We start from the raw sequence: 17,925 nt of genomic DNA on the forward strand, positions 1-17,925 counted from the left end.
TCGATTTGCCCACGCGGGACGATCTGCGATTTTTCACTCGAACGTGTGTTTGGCGCAACCTTTCGAAAGCTACTACCGTTGTCCAGCTAGGGAGAACATTTCGAGAGGGGCCGACGTGACCACCACCGCAGACAGTGCCACCATCACTGCCCAGAACCGCTCCCAGAGCCGACTCGAGCCGGTGCATGCCATGAACGACGCAAACCTGAACCCGGAGGCGGAGCCCGTACGCCCCGCACGCTCGCTGCCAGGTCGACCTCCAGGCATCCGCGCCGACAGCTCCGGGCTCACGGACCGGCAGCGGAGGGTCATCGAGGTCATTCGCGACTCCGTGCAGCGGCGGGGTTACCCGCCGTCGATGCGGGAGATCGGCCAGGCGGTCGGCCTGTCCAGCACGTCGTCGGTCGCCCACCAGCTGATGGCCCTGGAGCGGAAGGGCTTCCTGCGCCGTGACCCGCACCGCCCCCGGGCCTATGAGGTGCGCGGCTCCGACCAGCCCAGCTCGCAGCCCACGGACACCACCGGCAAGCCCGCCGCCTCCTACGTTCCCCTGGTCGGCCGGATCGCGGCAGGCGGCCCGATCCTCGCCGAGGAGTCGGTCGAGGACGTGTTCCCGCTCCCCCGCCAGCTCGTCGGCGACGGCGAGCTGTTCGTCCTCAAGGTCGTCGGCGACTCGATGATCGAGGCCGCCATCTGTGACGGCGACTGGGTCACGGTCCGGCGCCAGCCGGTCGCGGAGAACGGCGACATCGTCGCCGCGATGCTCGACGGCGAGGCCACCGTCAAGCGCTTCAAGCGCGAGGACGGCCATGTCTGGCTCCTCCCGCACAACGCCGCCTACCAGCCGATCCCCGGCGACGAGGCGACCATTCTCGGCAAGGTCGTCGCGGTACTGCGCCGGGTCTGACCCCGCCGCCTCGATCCAGCCCCCGGGACCCACTGCGCCGGTCCCGGGGGTTGTCTTGTGCCCGAGGGGCGACTACTTGCCGTCAGCCTGGGCGGCGGCGTCGATGGCGGCCAGGGAACGGCGGGCCTGGTTCCGGTCCGTGGTGTACCAGAAGTCCGGCAGCGTGGCCCGCAGGAAGCTCCCGTACCGGGCCGTGGCCAGGCGGGGATCCAGGACCGCGACCACACCCCGGTCACCCGTGGCCCGTACGAGACGGCCCGCTCCCTGGGCCATCAGCAGCGCGGCATGCGTGGCGGCGACGGCCATGAATCCGTTGCCGCCGTGCTCCTCCACCGACTTCTGCCGGGCGCTCATCAGCGGGTCGTCGGGACGCGGGAACGGAATCCTGTCCATCACCACCAGCTGGCAGCTGGGACCGGGCACGTCCACGCCCTGCCACAGCGACAGCGTCCCGAACAGGCAGGTCTTCGGGTCGGCCGCGAACGCCTTGATCAGCTCGCCCAGGGTCTCCTCGCCCTGGAGCAGGATCGGGTTGTCGAGCCGGCCGCGGAGCTCCTCGGCGGCCGCCTTGGCGCCGCGCATGGAGGAGAACAGTCCGAGGGTCCGGCCGCCGGCGGACTCGATCAGCTCGGCGAGCTCGTCCATCATGTCGCCGCGGGTGCCCTCGCGGCCCGGCGTGGCCAGGTGCTTGGCGACGTAGAGGATGCCCTGCTTCGGGTAGTCGAAGGGCGAGCCGACGTCCAGGCCCTTCCAGAGCGGCGCGTCCTCGGCCTCGACCCCCTCGGGGGACAGGCCCATGGAGGCCGCGACGCCGTTGAAGTCGCCGCCGAGCTTGAGGGTGGCCGAGGTCAGGACCACGGAGCGGTCCTCGAAGAGCTTCTCGCGCAGCAGGCCCGACACCGACAGGGGGGCGACCCGCAGGGTGGCGCCGAATCGGTCGTGGCGCTCGAACCAGACGACGTCGTACTCGGAGCCGTTGGTGATCCGCTCCGTCACCCCGTGGACGTTCTCCACCGCGGCCAGGGCCTGCTTGCGGACGGCGTCCTCGTCGTGGACGGACTTGTCGCGGGTCGCGCCGATCGCCGAGATCACGTTGCGCGCGGCATCCCGCAACGCCATGAGCGCGTAGCCGAGGTCCTCGGGAATCTCCTCCAGCCGGCCGGGGAGAGCCAGCTCCATGACCCGCTCGAAGGACTCGGACGCGGTCTGCAGGGAGTCGGCGGTCTTCTCGTCGACCAGCTTGGCCGCCCGCTTCACCGCCCGGTTGACCTGCCCCGGGGTGAGCTCGCCAGTGGCGACCCCGGTCACCCGGGAGACCAGCTCGTGGGCCTCGTCCACGATCAGCACCTCGTGCTGCGGCAGCACCGGCGCGCCCTCGATGGCGTCGATGGCGAGCAGTGCGTGGTTGGTGACGACCACGTCCGCGAGCTTGGCCCGCTCGCGGGCCGCCTCGGCGAAGCACTCGGCCCCGTACGCGCACTTCGTCGCACCCAGGCACTCGCGGGAGGACACGGAAATCTGCGACCAGGCCTTGTCCGAGACGCCCGGCGTGAGGTCGTCACGGTCCCCGGTCTCCGTCTCGTCCGCCCAGTCGCGCAGGCGCAGCAGGTCCTTGCCGAGCTTGCTGGTGGGGGTGGCCGCCTCGAACTGGTCGAAGAGGCCTTCCTCCTCGTCCTGCGGAGCACCCTCGTGCAGACGGTGCAGGCACAGATAGTTGGAGCGGCCCTTGAGCATGGCGAACTGCGGGCGGCGGCGCAGCTGCGGATGCAGTGCCTCCACCGTCCGGGGCAGGTCGCGCTCGACGAGCTGCCGCTGGAGCGCGAGGGTCGCCGTGGCCACGACCACGCGCTCGCCGTGGGCGAGGGCCGGCACCAGGTAGCCGAGGGACTTGCCTGTGCCGGTGCCGGCCTGGATGAGCCGGTGGGAGTTGTCGTCGATCGCTTCGGCGACGGCTTCGGCCATGGCCACCTGGCCGGGGCGCTCCGTGCCGCCGACGGCGGAGACGGCGGCGTGCAGCAGGTCGGGGAGGGAGGGCTTCGTCATAGCACTGCCAACCCTACGGGGCCCCACCGACAGCGATCGCACCGGCGAGGATTCATGGCTGGTACAAGGGGTTGGGGACGGTGCCGTGCTGGACGGCGTGCGGGCGGGTGGGGCGGTCGCGGTAGCCGTCCTCGTAGAGCCGGTTCCGGTTCAGGCAGAGCCGTCCGATGCGCTCGCCGAGCAGGTCGAAGAGCTCGTAGCGGTCCTTGAGCTCAGGGAATCGGGCCTGGTGGCGGAGGATTTCCGCCCGTGCGAGGGACCAGAACTCGCTCTCCGGGACACCGAGGCGATCCTCGCACAGGGCCGAGAGGTAGCGGAAGACGCCGACGAACAGCCCGGAGTGGATGAACTGGGGAAGGAAGTCGGCGGGCTCGGTGAGCAGGACCGCCCGGACCTCGTCGGGCAGGCACTCGAGCTCGGGAAGCGGTTCGGCGGTGATGTTGATGTCGTCCACGAAGTCCTTGACCGCGAGCCGGACCGGGACGTCGTGTTCGTCGAAGATCACGATGGCGTTCTCGCCGTGCGGGGAGAAGACGGTGCCGTAGCGGTAGAGGAAGTGGAGGAGCGGGGGCAGCAGGGCGGCGAAGAGGCGCTGCAGCCATCCGGTGGGGGTGAGCCCGGACCGGGCGACGAGTTCGGCGGTGAAGGACCGGCCTCGGGGATCGGTGTGGAGGAGGGAGGCGAGCGTGCGGGCGCGCTCGCCGGGTGCCAGGCGTCCGGTCAGGGGCTCGCGCCAGATCGCGCCGAGGAGTTCCTTGTACTGGTACGGGACCTCGGGGAGCGCGTCGTAGACGGGGTGGCGGACGGTGACGGAGGCGACCTCGCCGAGCAGGATGACCCCGCATTCCTCGCGGAGGAAGGGGTCGGCGTCGCGGAGGGAGTGGATCCACGCGGTGACGGCGGGGGCGGCGAGGGTGAGATCGCTGGGCAGACCGCGCCAGACCATGGTGTTGAAGACGGACAGCGGGAGCTTGACGCTGTGCCGGTCGGGGCGGGTGAGGTTGAGGAAGGTACGGATCGACTGCTGGGGCAGGCGCACGTCGGGATCGGCGGGGAGCGGTACGAGGGCGCCGGAGGCGAGGGCGGGGGCGAAGAGCGGGAGGACGACCTCGTCCCACTGCCAGGGGTGGACCGGCAGGTAGAGGTAGTGGAGCGGGTCCAGGCCGCGGTCGCGCAGGGCCTGGTCGAAGCCGGAGCGGGTGACGGGGTCGAGCTCGGCGGAGTAGAGCCGGGCGGGCTCCTCCAAGCCGGCGGTCCCGCGGTAGGCGGCGAGCGAGGTGTGGGCGGCGAGCCAGGGCAGGCGCTGGCGGGTACGAGCCTCCGGTGCCCACGCCGCGGCGTCGGAGGAGGAGAGACCGATGCGGCCCTTGTTGAGGACGAGCCAGGGGTGACCGGTCTGGTGGCCTTCGAGGAGGGCGTAGTCGAGGTCGGCGAGGACGTCGGCGGTGAGCGCGGTGTGGTCGATCCGGGCGTCGGCGGCAAGGGTGGCGCTGAGCTCGCGGACGAGGTGGCCGAGGGTGGCTCCGTCGAGGCCGAGGAGCGTACGGGAGCGGATGAGGAAGGCGTACGGGTCCCCGAAGGCGGTCGGCGGCTGCGTGGAGGGTGGGGGCGGGGTGAGGGTAATGGTGTCGGGGATGACGTGCCAGCTGCCGTACGAGCGGCGGCGGGCCCGGAAGCCGAGGAGGCTGCCGTCGTCCAGGGTCAGGCTCCACGCGTCTGGGGCGGCGGCCGGGGCGGGGACGGGACGGATGATCTCCTCGTAGGCGAATTCGGCGAGCATCTTGGCGAGCAGGCGCCGGGCGGCGGAGTCCCAGGTCGCGGAGGTGAGTTCGGGTGGTGTGCAGGGGTGTTGGGGCGACGGGGGCAGCGGGGATTCTGCGGAGTCGGGGGCTGCGGGGAAATTCGGCACGGGACTCCTCGGAGATCGGGAACTTTGCTGCGTGACGCAGAGTTTTCGAAGGGAGAGGTGCGAAGCGGCGAAGACGGTCGGGGCGCGCGGGGCGGCACTCAGAGGAGATTGCGCAGCGCCCGCTCCCGGACCATCAGGGCGGCACGCTTCTCGGGAAGGTCGATTTCGGTGTAACAGCGGAAACCAGAACTCAGAAAGGCCGATACGGAGGGGGTGTTGCGGATGTCCGGTTCCGCGATGACACGTGTGCAGCGGTGGCGGTTGTCGAGTACCAGGCCGGCGACGGCGCGCAGCAGGGTGGTGCCCAGACCGCGGCCCCGGTTCGTGCCGTCTCCGATGAGCAGGTGGATACCCGTGTCGTGGGGGCGCGCCGGGTAGTGGCGGGAGAGCGGGTCGAGGTCGGCCCGGTAGATCTCCCAGTAGCTCATCGGTGTTCCGTCGAGGAGGCCGAGGCAGGGGATGCTGCGGCCGTCTCCGTCGAGCTGTGCCCGCAGGTGGGCGGCGGTGACCTCGGCGGGACCGGCGAGTTCCCAGTAGGCGGCCACCTCGGGGTCGTTCATCCAGCCTGTCAGGAGTTCCAGGTCGCGGCCCGGTCGTACGGGTTCGAGGCGGAAGGCTCCGGCAGGGGTGTCGGTACTGCCCCAGGTGGCCGGTGAGTCGAGGAGGTCGGCTTCGGCGAGCAGGGGCAACAGCCCCGTGGGGAGCCGTAGTTCGACGGTGTCTCCGTGGGCACGGACCGTGCCGGTGGCGTGGGTGGTGGAGCCGGCGGAATCAGCGGGGGCGTCTGTGGTGGGCATGGGGTTCTTCCCCGCGTCGGTTCCGACGCGTCAATCGTGGAGGGGGTTGGTGATGGTGACGTAGACGGACTGGCTGTCGACGGGTCCGACGAGTTCGTCGAGGCCGCCCAGGCGGGTCAGGAGGTTCGCCTTGCAGCGCAGGGTGGGCGAGTCGAGCAGCTTGGCGGGGAGCGGGCCGAGGCCTGCGGCCTTGCCGAGGAAGCGGCGGAAGGCGGCGAGGAGCACGCGTTCGTCGGCGAGCCGCTCGGATCCGAAGGCGCCGATCAGACCCAGCACGTTGTTGATGCCGAGGTAGTAAGCGAAGCGTTCGTCGGTGACGGCGTCGGAGACGAAGGTGTCGCTGAGGCTGCCGATTCCGGGGAGCCGGTGCTCCAGCTCCGCGCGGTGGGACTCGCGGAAGTAGTAGCCCTGGTTGTCGCGGAAGCGGCCGCCGACCGGCCACCCGGCCGGGTCGAGGAGGACCAGGGTGTTCTGCTGGTGCGCTTCGAGGGCGATGCCGGCGATCGCGTCGAAGGCGAGGACCGGCAGGACCACGTGGTCGAGGTAGCGCAGGAACCACTCGGCGGCGACGGCGGAGGTGGTGCGTCCGGTGGCGGCGGCGAGGGCGGAGACGATCGCGGCGAGCCGGGAGGTCATGGTGCTCCGGCCGGGCCATGGGCGGGGCGATGTGAGAGCGGCGACGCAGACGGCGTCGTCGCCGGATCGGAAGGGGTTGTGGCGCAGCAGGGCGTCGAGTCCGGGGACGGGGGTGCCGTCCGGGGCATCGACGGCGACCCATGCGGGGTCGCGGACGATGTCGAAGCCGGGGTGGGCCGCCTGCCACTCCTCGGCGAGGCCGGTGCGGAGCAGCCGGTGCACTTCGACACCGCGGTGGAGCTCCTTGCGGAGGTTCTCGCGGCGGGAGTTGGTGATGCGCAGGCCCAGGGAGAGCTTGAGCATCGCGGGTGAGCCGGGACGGTGGACGGTGCGGACGGAGGAGGTGGGGTACCAGGGCGCGCCGTACGGGCCCAGGTCGTGCAGGACTCCGGCGTCGCGTAGGGCGGCGACGGCGGGTCGCTGGAGCAGGTCGCGGGCCTGCCAGGGGTGAAGGGGAAGGGGGGTGGCACCGTCGGGCAGTGGGAGTCCGGGGGCGAGTCGGCCCAGGAGCTGGGGGGCGGAGACGGGGCGGCCGCGCTCGGTCCAGGCGGATTCGGTTGCGATGGCGGAGGGGTCGATCGCGAACCAGTGCAGAGGGAAGGAGCCGTGGAGTTCGGGTGAGTAGCGGCGTACTTCGGTCTCGGAGAGTCCTTCGCGGCTCTTCGGATCCGGCTGGAGGGGGTGACCGAGGAGGAGGGACTGTTCGGCGGTCAGGAAGCGGTCCACGCCGATGAGTGCGGGGGCGGCGGGGCGTTCTCGCCGGTCGGCGATGAACTCCGCGGTGCGGCGTACCGAGTCGGCGACCCGGCCGACGAGGTCGGCACTGCCTCGGCCGGCGTCGGGCCCGTTGGCGGTGCCGGGGCCCGAGATCGTGCCCTCGCGGGCGATCAGTGCGGCCAGGGTGACGGCGTCAAGGGCTCGGGCGGTGGCGGGGGCGCCGGCCAGCCTGGCGGGGCCGAAGCGGTGCCATCCCGTGGCGGACCAGTACCGGACGGGGACGAGCAGAGCCGCGCCGGAAGCGGGGAGGGGGATGCGCAGCGGGGTCCCGGCGGGGCCGTCGGGCCGTCGGATCGCGGCCTCGCGGACCCAGCAGCGGAGGAGGTTCTCCACCGCCGCCGCCTCGGCGGCGACGGCCGGGTCGGGATGGTCCAGGAGGTCGGGCTGCGCGGTCGGCTCGGGTCCGGCGGGAACGGGCCAGGAGATCCGGGGTCTGGGCGTGCCGTCCTTCTGGCGCGGCACGGTGGCCGCCGCCCCGATACCGGCCGCCGGGGGCTGCTGGCGCGGTGCTCCGGTGGCGGGGGCCGGGACGCCGGGCTGCGGGGGTTCCGGCGGGCCGGAGGGGCTCGGCGGTGCGGAGGGCAGCACCGGGGGCGCCGGGGGCATGGGGGGCAGGAGCCTGGGCGCGGGGTCGGGAGACACGTGCGCCTCGGCCGGGCCCTGGGCCTCCGGTTGGGCGCCGGGGGCCTCGGGGGTCGGCTGGGTGACCGGGCCGGGGTCGGCTGCCTGAGGCGCGGGGGCGGGAGCGGGGGCGGGGTCCGCGGCTCCGGCGGGCGCCGGGGGCGGGGTTTCCGGGAGCGGCCGGCCGTGGGGCGGGGTGGACTGGTGCGGATCGGGCATCGCGGGTCCTCGGGGTGCGGGTCAGTGGGGCCGTCGGGCGGCGGCCGGAATGGCGTCGGCCAGGCGGTCGAGAACCGCCGCGGCCTGCTCGTCGGTCAGGGTCAGCGGGGGGAGCAGGCGGACGACGGTGTTGTGGCGGCCGCCGAGTTCGACGATCAGGCCCCGGTCCAGGCACTCCTGGCGGACGGCCGAGGCGAGGGCCGTCGCGGCGGCCCCGGTGTCGGGATCGATGAGTTCGATGCCGATCATGAGGCCGCGGCCCCGGACGTCCCCGATGCAGGGGTGGGCGGCGGCCAGGCCGCGCAGGGCCGTCAGCATGCGCTCGCCCAGGGCGGCGGCGCGCTCGGCGAGCCGGTTCTCACGGACGAAGGCGAGCGTGGCGGTTCCGGCGGCCATGGCGAGCTGATTGCCGCGGAAGGTGCCCGCGTGGGCGCCGGGGGTCCACACGTCCAGGTCCGCCCGGTACACGATCACAGCGAGCGGCAGGCTGCCGCCGATCGCCTTGGACAGGACCATCACGTCGGGCACCACCCCGGCGTGGTCGACTCCCCAGAAGGCACCGGTCCGGCCGACGCCCGTCTGCACCTCGTCCGCGATCAGGGGGATCCCCCGGGCCGCGGTGATCTCCCGCATCCGGCGCAGCCAGGCGTCCGGAGCCGGGATGACGCCACCTTCGCCCTGCACGGGTTCGACGATCATCCCGGCGGGGGCGGGCACCCCGCCCTTGGGGTCGTCCAGCAGGCTCTCCGTCCAGCGCGCGCCGAGTTCGGCTCCCTCGGCGCCGCCGACTCCGAACGGGCAGCGGTGGTCCTGCGGGTACGGCAGCCGGGTCACCCGCACGTCCTGGGCCCCGCCCGAGGCGTCCAGGGCTCCGGCGGTCATCCCGTGGTAGGCCCCGGTGAAGGCGAGCAGCCCGGAGCGCCCGGTCGCGGTGCGGACCAGCTTGAGGGCGGCCTCCACGGCGTCCGTGCCGGCCGGTCCGCAGAACTGGACGCGGGCGTCGGCGGCCAGTTCCGGCGGCAGGTTGGCGAACAGCTCGGTGGTGAAGGCGTCCTTGACCGGAGTCGCGAGGTCCAGCACGTGCAACGGGGCCCCGGAGTCGAGGACTCCGCGGACGGCCTGGAGGACGACCGGGTGGTTGTGCCCGAGGGCGAGGGTCCCGGCCCCGGAGAGGCAGTCGAGGTAGCGGCGGCCGTCGGCGCCCTCGATGGTCAGCCCGCGGGCCCGCACGGGGACGATGGGCAGCGAGCGAGCGTACGTCCGGGCGGCGGATTCCCGCTGCGCCTGCCTGCGCAGGATGCCGTCCGCGAAGACCGGACCGCTGAGCGCCGGCAACCGGCTCCCCTGCGGTGGTACTTGTGAAGGCGCCTGCGGCGGCGTCAGCTGTGCAGCGGCCGCCGCCGCTGCCGCTGCCGGCTCGGTCAAAGCCACGAGTGTCGGTCCTCCCGCACGAAGTGCTCTTCCGGATTGCGCCTCGAACACGAGCGCTGCCCGCCCATCCCCCGTACGTACCAACGACGCTGACGGCGACGGATCACGGGTGGGTCCAAGATCCTTGTCCGCCGGACGAAGAGACGGGCGAAGAGAAGGGGCAGAGAGGGGAAGAGAGAGGGGGAACCGCCGCCCCGGGCTGTGCCGTCCCCAACCTCGGCGGCATAGTGGGGTGCTGCACTCCACGCCTCGATTCCACAGGGGGACGAAAGACATGCGACCGAACCGACCGGTCACCGCGATTCTGTGCGCGGCCGCGCTCGCGCTGACCGCCGCCGCCTGCGGGCCCGGCGACGGGGAGGCCGGCGGCGACGCCAAGCCGACCGTGGCGGCGAGCCTTCCGGGCACGGACGGGATCAAGATCCCGGACCAGCTCAAGGACAAGCTCAAGGAACACGGCATCGACCTGGAGAAGTGGAAGGGGGGTGCGTGGAAGAACTGGAAGAAGGAGGACTGGCTCCGCGAGGCGGGCGACTACATCAACCCGGTCATCGAGGGCCTGTGGGACCCGGACCGCATGCGTGACGCGGAGCAGCCGAAGCAGCCGTCCGTCGATCCGGACGCGGGCAAGGACCAGGGCGTCACCGACCCGACCCCGGCGCCGGTGGCGGCCAAGGCGGCGAACCCGCCTTACCACCAGAGCGTTCCGGAGGCCGGCAAGGTCTTCTTCGACGGGCCCGAGGGCTCGATGGTCTGCTCGGCGACCGTGGTCAAGGACCCGGCCCACCCCGGCAAGTCCAACATGGTCTGGACGGCGGGCCACTGCGTGCACGCCGGCAAGTCCGGCGGCTGGTACCGCAACATCGCCTTCGTCCCGTCGTACAACAACGCGGGCAAGCCCGCGGCGCAGCTCAAGGGCGCGCCCCGCGAGCAGGTGGCCCCGTTCGGCGTCTGGTGGAGCGACTGGGCGCAGACCTCCGACCAGTGGATCGCGACCGGCGGTCCGACCGGCGGCGCGGGTGCCCCGTACGACTTCGCGGTCCTGCACGTGACCCCCGAGAAGGGCAGCGGCAAGTCCCTGGAGGAGACGATCGGTTCGGCGCTCCCGGTGGAGTTCGCCGCCCCGGCGGTGCCGAAGGTCGCGAGCATCACGGCCACCGGCTACCCGGCGGCGGCCCCGTTCGACGGCCAGAAGGCCTACCAGTGCGCGGACAAGCCGGGCCGGCTGTCGCTGACCGCGAGCGACCCGGTGATGTACCGCATCGGCTGCACCATGACGGGCGGTTCCTCCGGCGGCGGCTGGGTCGCGGCGGGCGCGGACGGCAAGCCGGCGCTGGTGTCGAACACCTCGATCGGCCCGGCCAAGGCGGGCTGGCTGGCCGGACCCCGGCTGGGTCCGGAGGCGAAGGGCATCTTCGACGCCGTGAGCGGCAAGTTCAAGTAGCCCACGGCACGCGACCACGCACGTGAAATGACCGAGGCCCCGCCCCCTGCGACGCAGGGGGCGGGGCCTCGGTCATTCACACAGGTGCGCTCGTCACCGCTTGGCGAGCGCGTACGGAGCCAGGTCCGCCGCGAGCTCCTGGTGCACCCGCACCTTGAGCAGGGTGCCCTCCGGGGTGTGCTCCTCGGAGATCACCTCGCCCTCGGCGTGCGCCTTGGCGACCAGCGAGCCGCGGGTGTACGGCACCAGGGCCTCCACCTCGACCTCGGGCCGCGGCAGCTCGGTGTCGATGAGCGCGAGGAGTTCCTCGATGCCCATGCCCGTGCGCGCCGAGACGGCGATGGAATGCCGCTCGATCCGCAGCAGGCGCTGGAGGACGAGCGGGTCCGCCGCGTCCGCCTTGTTGATCACCACGATCTCCGGCACGTTCACCGCACCGACCTCGCGGATGACCTCGCGCACCGCCGCCAGCTGCTCCTCCGGCGCCGGGTGCGAGCCGTCCACGATGTGCAGGATGAGGTCGGAGTCGCCGACCTCCTCCATCGTGGAGCGGAACGCCTCGACGAGGTGGTGGGGCAGGTGCCGGACGAAGCCGACGGTGTCGGCCAGGGTGTAGATCCGGCCGCTCGGCGTCTCGGCCCGGCGCACGGTCGGGTCGAGGGTGGCGAACAGTGCGTTCTCCACCAGCACGCCCGCGCCCGTGAGGCGGTTGAGCAGCGAGGACTTGCCTGCGTTGGTGTAACCGGCGATGGCGACCGACGGCACCTTGTTGCGGCGCCGTTCCTGCCGCTTGATGTCGCGGCCGGTCTTCATGTCCGCGATCTCCCGGCGCATCTTCGCCATCTTCTCGCGGATCCGTCGCCGGTCCGTTTCGATCTTGGTCTCACCGGGGCCTCGGGTGGCCATGCCGCCACCGCCGCCGCCACCCATCTGCCGGGACAGCGAGGCACCCCAGCCGCGCAGGCGCGGAAGCATGTACTGCATCTGCGCGAGAGCGACCTGTGCCTTGCCCTCTCGGGACTTTGCGTGCTGGGCGAAGATGTCCAGGATGAGGGCGGTCCGGTCGACCACCTTCACCTTGACGACGTCCTCGAGGGCGATGAGCTGGCCGGGGCTGAGCTCGCCGTCACAGACGACGGTGTCGGCGCCGCTCTCCAGCACGATGTCGCGCAGCTCCCGCGCCTTGCCGGAGCCGATGAAGGTGGCCGGGTCCGGCTTGTCGCGGCGCTGGATCACACCGTCGAGTACGAGGGCACCTGCCGTCTCGGCGAGGGCGGCGAGCTCCGCGAGGGAGTTCTCCGCGTCGATCACCGTGCCGGAGGTCCAGACACCGACGAGGACGACCCGCTCCAGACGGAGCTGTCGGTACTCGACCTCGGTGACGTCTTCGAGCTCGGTGGAGAGGCCGGCCACACGGCGCAGGGCCGCGCGCTCGGAGCGTTCGAACTGCTCGCCGTCGCGGTCTCCGTCGATCTCGTGGCTCCAGGCGACGTCCTCTTCCATCAGGGCATCGGCCCGAAGGCTCTCGGTGAAGCTCTGCGAGTCGCGCACGTCCTGTGCGTCCCGCGCGTCCTGGGAAGGGGAAGAAGAGGAGGTCATTGGATCCTTACGTCGATTCGAATAGCACGGTCACGTCGGATGTCACGTCCAACGTGAGGTGTCACATCCAACGTGAGCTGTCACGTCCAACGTGTCACACCGCCGGGGGATTCCCCGAACGGCCCTGTCGATGGTGACATGCCCGTTCCTCGTGGGTCACACGCTTTTTCCGCTCCACTCGGGGTGCCCGGGCATCGCCGGGGTCGTCTTCCCGTACAGCCACGGCTCCAGGAAGGCCGTCAGGTCCCGGCCCGCCTCCTGCGAGGCCAGGCGGACGAAGTCCTCCGTGCCCGCGACCCCGTCCTTGTGCTCCGCCACCCAGCGGCGCTCGACGCGGTCGAAGGCCTGCGTGCCGATCTCCTGGCGCAGCGCGTAGAGGATCAGCGCGGCCCCGTCGTAGACCACGGGCCGGAACAGGCCGATCTTCTCGCCCGGTGCGGCGGCCTTCGGCGCGGCCGGGGGGCCGCCCGCGGCCCGCCACTGGTCGGAGCGCTGGTAGGCCTCGCGCATGCGCCGGTCCAGGGAGTACTTGCCGAGCCCGTCCGCGTACAGGGCCTCGTACCAGGTGGCGTGTCCCTCGTTGAGCCACAGGTCGGACCAGGTGCGCGGGGCGACGCTGTCGCCGAACCACTGGTGGGCGAGCTCGTGGACCATCACGGACTCCACGTACCACTCGGGGTAGCCCTCGCCCGAGAACAGGCTGTGCTCGAAGAGCGAGAGGGTCTGCGTCTCCAGCTCGAAGCCGGTGCTCGCCCGCGCGATCAGCACCCCGTAGTTCTCGAAGGGGTAGCGGCCGACCCGCTCCTCCATCCAGGCGATGTGGCCCGCGGTCTTCCTCAGCCAGGGGTCCAGCTTCTGCCGGTCGGCGGCGGGCACCACGTCGCGCAGCGGCAGCCCGTGCGGTCCGGTGCCGTGGACGACCGCGGAGCGTCCGACCGAGACCTGGGCCAGTTCCGTGGCCATCGGGTGCCGGGTCCGGTAGGTCCACGTCTTGGAGGGGCCCATCCGCAGGGCGGCGGCCACCGGCACCCCGTTGGCGACGACCGTGAGCGCTTCCGGGGCCGTGACCCGGAAGGTGAAGAACGCCTTGTCGGCGGGGTGGTCGTTGCAGGGGAAGACGCGGTGGGCGGCGTCCGCCTGGTTGGCCATGGCCAGCCCGTCCTCGGTGGGGACCCAGCCCCCGTCCGCGCGCCCGCGCGGGTCGCTGGTGTGCCGGATGGTGATGTGCAGCGGCACGTGGGCGGTGACCGGACGCGCGGGCGTCAGCACGAGGTCCTCCCCCGCGCTCTCGAACCGGGCAGGCTCGCCGTTGACCTCGGCGGACGCCACCTTTCCGTGGGTGAAGTCCAGATTGATCCGCTCCAGCGACTGCAGGGCGCGGGCATCGATGACGGTGACGGCGTCGAGGGGCGTGCGGTTGTCCTTGTACGTGAAGGAGAGGTCGTACGAGAGCACGTCGTAGCCGGGGTTCCCGAGCTCCGGGAACAGCCGGTCGCCGATGCCCAGCGGCTCCGGCGGGGGCAGTACGGCGGCGACGAGGGTGAGGGAGGCCGCGGCCAGCAGGGCGGCGCGCAGGCGCGGGGAGGTGAGCTGCATCCACCACCGCTTACCAGCGTCCGCCACACGGCCGCGAACGGCGCGCGACGGGTCCACCCGAACGGGACCTTCCGGCGCGGACCCGGGCTAGGGAGAGCGCTGGGAAGGGCCCACCCTAGGCGCGGCTGACGTCGTAGACGCCGGGCACGTTCCGCATCGCGCGCATCAGGGCGGGCAGTCCGGCCGCGTCGGGCAGCTGGAGGGTGTAGCTGTGCCGGACCCGCTGTTCGACGGGGGGTTCCACGGTCGCGGAGACGACCTCGACCCCCTCGCGGGCAATGGCTTCGGTCAGGTCGGCCAGCAGATGGGGGCGGCCGAACGATTCGGCGAGCAGTGTGACGCGGCAGTCCGCCGTGGCCCGCCAGTGCACGGCGACGGAGGTGCGCCCCACCGCCCGCATCTGGGCGACCGCGGCGCAGTGGATGCGGTGCACGGTGACGGCCCCGCCCCGGACCACGAACCCGGCGACCGCGTCCGGCGGCACGGGAGTGCAGCAGCCGGCGAGCCGTACGGGGGCGTTCGGCAGGTCGGCGACCGCGTTGGCCCCTCCGCCGCGGGCCCCGATCACCGACAACGGTGCCCGGGCGGCCGTGGTGGTGGCCATCGCCCGGTCGGGATGGGCTTCGAGCCAGCTGCTGATGGCGATCCGGGCCGCCGGGGTCCGCGCGTGGTCCAGCCACTCGGCGGCGGGTCCCGAGGAGGCGTCCTGCGCGAGCAGCAGCTGCACGGTGTCCCCGTCGGACAGCGGGGAGGACAGGGAGGTGAGGCGCCCGTTGACGCGGGCGCCGATACAGCCGTGGGCCGCCGCGCCGTGCTGGGCGTAGGCGGCGTCGATACAGCTGGCTCCGGCCGGCAGGCCCAGCGTCCCCCCGTCGGCCCGGAAGACGGTGATCTCCCGGTCCTGGGCCAGCTCGGCGCGCAGGACGCTCCAGAAGGTGTCGGGGTCGGGCGCGGACTGCTGCCAGTCGAGCAGCCGTGACAGCCAGCCGGGCCGCGTCGGGTCCACGCGCTCCTCGTACGGATCCGCCGCGGTGTCCGGGGTCCCGGCGGTGGCGGATGACGCGGTGACGTACGGATTGCCGAGCGCGACCACGCCCGCCTCCGCCACCCGGTGCATCTGCCGGGTCCGCACGATGACCTCGGCGACGTGACCCTGGGGCGTGGCGACGGCGGTGTGCAGCGACTGGTAGAGGTTGAACTTCGGGGTGGCGATGAAGTCCTTGAACTCCGAGACGACCGGGGTGAAGCAGGTGTGCAGCTCGCCCAGCACCGCGTAGCAGTCTGCGTTCTCGCCGACGAGGACGAGGATGCGGCCGAAGTCGGAGCCGCGCAGTTCGCCGCGTTTGAGGGCGATCCGGTGGACGGAGACGAAGTGCCGCGGCCGGACCTGTACTTCGGCGGTGATGCCTGCCTCGCGCAGGACGGTGCGTACGGATTCGGCGATGGCGGGCAGCGGGTCGCGTTCCCCCGCGTGGGCCGCGATGAGCGCGCGGGTGCGCTCGTACTCCTCGGGGTGCAGGATCGCGAAGACGAGGTCTTCCAGCTCGGTCTTGAGGGCCTGGACGCCGAGCCGCTCGGCGAGCGGGATGAGGACGTCGCGGGTGACCTTGGCGATGCGGGCCTGTTTCTCGGGTCGCATCACCCCGAGGGTGCGCATGTTGTGCAGCCGGTCGGCGAGTTTGATGGACATCACGCGGACGTCGTTGCCGGTGGCGACGAGCATCTTGCGGAAGGTCTCGGGTTCGGCGGCGGCGCCGTAGTCGATCTTCTCCACCTTGGTGACGCCGTCGACGATGAAGCGCACCTCGTCGCCGAACTCCTCGCGGACCTGATCGAGGGTCACGTCGGTGTCCTCGACGGTGTCGTGGAGGAGGGAGGCTGTCAACGTGGTGGTCTCGGCGCCGAGTTCGGCCAGGATCAGGGTGACGGCGAGCGGATGTGTGATGTACGGCTCACCGCTTTTGCGCATTTGACCGCGGTGCGAGGTCTCCGCGAGGAGGTACGCCCGCCGCAGAACGGACAGATCGGCGTCCGGATGGTGGGCACGGTGTGCCTCCGCGACGTGGCCGATGGCGTCCGGGAGGCGGTCGCGGGACGTGGGCCCGAGCAGGGCCGCGCGCCCGAGCCGGCGCAGATCGAGCCTGGTCCGGCCGCGTCTGCGGAGCTCAGGGCGCGCTTCGGGGTGTGCTTCGGGGTTCGTGGCCTCTGCACTCATGGGCACCTCCGGCGGCTTCGACCGGCGGTGGTGGGCATGGGGTGAGCCCTCAGGGCCGGTGCCTGATGTTACCGACCCCACCACGTGGCGCAGTCCACCTCTCGCTCAGCGTGAAATGGATCACCCATTAGAGGGAAGCTTCAGGCGAAAGCCGTTTCGGTGAGCCAGGCCGCCTCGAAGTCGCCCGCGGCCACGATCACGGCCGGTCCGGTCATGTCGATCCGCCCGTCCGGGTGCTCGGTGATGAGCAGGGTTCCGCCGGGGAGGTCGACGGTGTAGCTGACCGGGTCGCCGGTGGCGGCCGGGTCCGCTCCGTCGCGGCGGATGGCGGCCACGGCGACGGCGCAGGCGCCGGTGCCGCAGGAGCGGGTCTCGCCGGAGCCGCGCTCGTGCACGCGCATGGCGACGTGGCGGGGGCCGCGGTCGACGACGAACTCGACGTTGACGCCGGTCGGGTAGGCGGACGCGGGGCTGAACGGCGGGGCGGTGTACAGGGTCCCTGCGTCGTCGAGGCTGTCGACGAAGGCCACGGCGTGCGGGTTGCCCATGTTGACGTTGCGCGCGGGCCAGCTGCGCTCGCCGACGGAGACGGTGACCTCGCCCTCGGGGAGGACCGCCCGGCCCATCGCGACGGTGACGTCGCCGCTCTTGTCGAGGTGGACGTGCTTGACGCCGCCCCGGGTGGCGACCACGAGGTCGCCGGGCTCGACGTGGCCGGCGTGCTGGAGGTAGCGGGCGAAGACGCGGACGCCGTTGCCGCACATCTCGGCGATGGAGCCGTCGCTGTTGCGGTAGTCCATGAACCACTCCGCCTCGCCGGCCAGGTGCGCGGCGTCGGGGTGGGCGGCGGACCGGACGACGTGCAGCACGCCGTCACCGCCGATCCCGGCCCGCCGGTCGCACAGCTTCGCGACGGCGGACGCGGGCAGCTCGATGGCGTTGTCCGGGTCCGGGATGATCACGAAGTCGTTCTCGGTGCCGTGGCCCTTGAGGAAGGAGAGGCTGTTCTGCGTCACCCGCTCATGGTACCGATCCGCTGGTCACGGGCTCTCAGCGGAGCCGCGCCACCCGGTACACGGCGAGGGTTACGAGGGCCAGCGCGACCACGGCGTACAGCGCGGCCATGCGCCAGTCGGGGCGGCGGCCGCTGCCCCGGGCCGGGAGCCCGGGCCACGTGTAGCCGACGCGGCGCGCGGCCATCATGCCCCAGCCGCCGGCGCAGCAGCTGATCAGGAAGCCGAGCATGGCGACCACGGCTCCGCCGTCGCCGAACTCGAAGGCGAGCGGGAAGGCGAACATCAGCGATCCGGCGGCGGCGAGCATCACGATGGGGGCGATCTGCCACAGGCGCAGGCGGCGCTGCGGACGCAGTTCGACCTCGAACTCCGGTCCGCCCGCCTCGGCGCCCGCGGTGTCCGGCGCGTCCGGGCCGTCGGGCGTCAGCCGCGGCGCGGGGTCGGCGGGCAGCCCGAGCCCAGGGGCTCCGGATCCCGTTCCGGTTCCGCTTCCGGTTCCGCTTCCGTCCGGCCGGTCGAGAAGCTTCGGGTCCGCTTCCCGCCGGCTGTTGTCCTGCCCGGTGTCACGAGGGCCGGCCTCCATCGCCACGCGCCCTCCCCACTCGGACTCAGTACGCCGCCATGCACTGGCGGTGACCGCACCGCCAGAAGTTTGATGATGGCACGCCCCCGACCCCCCGACGGGCGCCCGGGGCGTCCCGATGCCATCACGTGA

At 72.3% G+C, this 17,925-nt stretch carries 12 protein-coding genes; 2 read left to right on the plus strand and 10 right to left on the minus strand.

All coding sequences use genetic code 11. The features are described from left to right. Positions 1-115: 115 nt before the first annotated feature. On the plus strand, positions 116-907 hold the full coding sequence (lexA, locus tag OHA89_RS11035) for a transcriptional repressor LexA (protein ID WP_031142326.1): 792 nt from the start codon (positions 116-118) through the stop codon (positions 905-907). Between the two features lie 72 nt (positions 908-979). On the opposite strand, the gene OHA89_RS11040 is transcribed toward lexA, so the two are convergent. From OHA89_RS11040 to OHA89_RS11060, 5 genes are all read right to left on the minus strand, one after another. After that, positions 980-2,950 carry an ATP-dependent DNA helicase gene (locus OHA89_RS11040; RefSeq protein WP_406366034.1) on the minus strand — a complete coding sequence of 657 codons (1,971 nt, stop codon included), beginning with the start codon at positions 2,948-2,950 and terminating at the stop codon, positions 980-982. Between the two features lie 52 nt (positions 2,951-3,002). Further along, the gene (locus OHA89_RS11045; protein ID WP_406366035.1) at positions 3,003-4,859 is read right to left on the minus strand and encodes an IucA/IucC family protein; all 1,857 of its coding nucleotides are present in this window, start codon (positions 4,857-4,859) and stop codon (positions 3,003-3,005) included. Between the two features lie 98 nt (positions 4,860-4,957). After that, positions 4,958-5,656 (minus strand): GNAT family N-acetyltransferase, encoded by a 699-nt coding sequence (locus OHA89_RS11050; RefSeq protein WP_266614603.1) that lies wholly within the window; start codon positions 5,654-5,656, stop codon positions 4,958-4,960. Positions 5,657-5,686: 30 nt separating this feature from the next. Continuing rightward, positions 5,687-7,675 carry an IucA/IucC family protein gene (locus tag OHA89_RS11055; protein WP_406368468.1) on the minus strand — a complete coding sequence of 663 codons (1,989 nt, stop codon included), beginning with the start codon at positions 7,673-7,675 and terminating at the stop codon, positions 5,687-5,689. 255 nt (positions 7,676-7,930) lie between these two features. Beyond that, on the minus strand, positions 7,931-9,244 hold the full coding sequence (locus OHA89_RS11060) for a diaminobutyrate--2-oxoglutarate transaminase family protein (RefSeq protein WP_266614608.1): 1,314 nt from the start codon (positions 9,242-9,244) through the stop codon (positions 7,931-7,933). Positions 9,245-9,614: 370 nt separating this feature from the next. Here OHA89_RS11060 and OHA89_RS11065 point away from each other — a divergent pair, with 370 nt between their 5' ends. After that, positions 9,615-10,784 carry a serine protease gene (locus OHA89_RS11065; RefSeq protein WP_215144533.1) on the plus strand — a complete coding sequence of 390 codons (1,170 nt, stop codon included), beginning with the start codon at positions 9,615-9,617 and terminating at the stop codon, positions 10,782-10,784. A 93-nt stretch (positions 10,785-10,877) separates the two neighbouring features. Here the strand turns inward: OHA89_RS11065 and hflX are convergent, their stop codons facing one another. From hflX to OHA89_RS11090, 5 genes are all read right to left on the minus strand, one after another. Then, entirely contained in the window at positions 10,878-12,383 is a 1,506-nt protein-coding gene (gene hflX / locus OHA89_RS11070) for a GTPase HflX (RefSeq protein ID WP_215144535.1), read from the minus strand. Positions 12,384-12,539: 156 nt separating this feature from the next. Further along, positions 12,540-13,979 carry a M1 family metallopeptidase gene (locus tag OHA89_RS11075; protein ID WP_266614610.1) on the minus strand — a complete coding sequence of 480 codons (1,440 nt, stop codon included), beginning with the start codon at positions 13,977-13,979 and terminating at the stop codon, positions 12,540-12,542. 115 nt (positions 13,980-14,094) lie between these two features. Beyond that, a complete protein-coding gene (locus OHA89_RS11080; RefSeq protein WP_406366036.1) occupies positions 14,095-16,194 on the minus strand; it encodes a RelA/SpoT family protein in 2,100 nt (699 codons plus the stop codon). A gap of 140 nt (positions 16,195-16,334) precedes the next feature. Continuing rightward, positions 16,335-17,210: a diaminopimelate epimerase gene (gene dapF, locus OHA89_RS11085; RefSeq protein WP_266614614.1), complete on the minus strand. Its 876-nt coding sequence runs from the start codon at positions 17,208-17,210 to the stop codon at positions 16,335-16,337. A 34-nt stretch (positions 17,211-17,244) separates the two neighbouring features. Beyond that, a complete protein-coding gene (locus OHA89_RS11090) occupies positions 17,245-17,799 on the minus strand; it encodes a hypothetical protein (protein ID WP_406366037.1) in 555 nt (184 codons plus the stop codon). Positions 17,800-17,925: the final 126 nt, after the last annotated feature.

The organism is Streptomyces sp. NBC_01546, from assembly GCF_045208355.1.
Classification (GTDB): Bacteria; Actinomycetota; Actinomycetes; order Streptomycetales; family Streptomycetaceae; genus Streptomyces.